Genomic DNA, 524 nt, shown 5'->3' with positions numbered 1-524 from the left:
CCGCCGGCGCGTCGTCAGCGGCGCTCGGGCGCCGGGCCCATGGCGTTGAGGGCCGCGACGACCGTCTGTTCCTCCCACTCGAAGTGGGCCTCCAGCTCGGTGGCCAGGCCTTCGAGCCTGTTGCGGAGCTCGCGAGGATCGCTCACGCCGGGCGTGTAGCCGTCCACGAGCCGCTGGATCTCATCGTGGAGCCGCGCCACCTTCTTGTGCTCCTCGGTGAGCTCGGCCAGGATCGGCGCGAGTCCCGGGAACCACTTCGCGAGTACAGGGAAGCCGCCGGCGTCCTCTCCGTTGTGGTGCACCTTCAGCGCCTCGCAGAAGCTCAGGCAGTGCGTGCGCAGTTCCCGCGCCAGGTCCGGCGTCGGCCGTCGTACCTCCGCGGACTCCGCGCCGTCGACGACCTCGTCCACCTGGTGGCGGAGCTCGACCAGCTCCTGGCGCAACCAGTCGTGGATCTCGATCAGTTCGTCGCCCAGGCCCTTGACGCGATCGGCTCCCGGTACCGGCTCGATCCGGTGCAGGAC

1 protein-coding gene is annotated in these 524 nt (G+C 70.4%); it reads right to left on the bottom strand.

From position 1 onward, the window contains the following. Positions 1–14: 14 nt before the first annotated feature. Positions 15–524: hemerythrin domain-containing protein (locus tag IH13_RS0121380; protein ID WP_199814784.1), on the bottom strand; the 510-nt coding region annotated here is incomplete at its 5' end.

The sequence above is a fragment of the Streptomyces sp. NRRL WC-3549 genome (assembly GCF_000721935.1).
Classification (GTDB): domain Bacteria; phylum Actinomycetota; class Actinomycetes; order Streptomycetales; family Streptomycetaceae; genus Streptomyces.
This window is presented reverse-complemented; position numbering and strand designations above follow the sequence as displayed.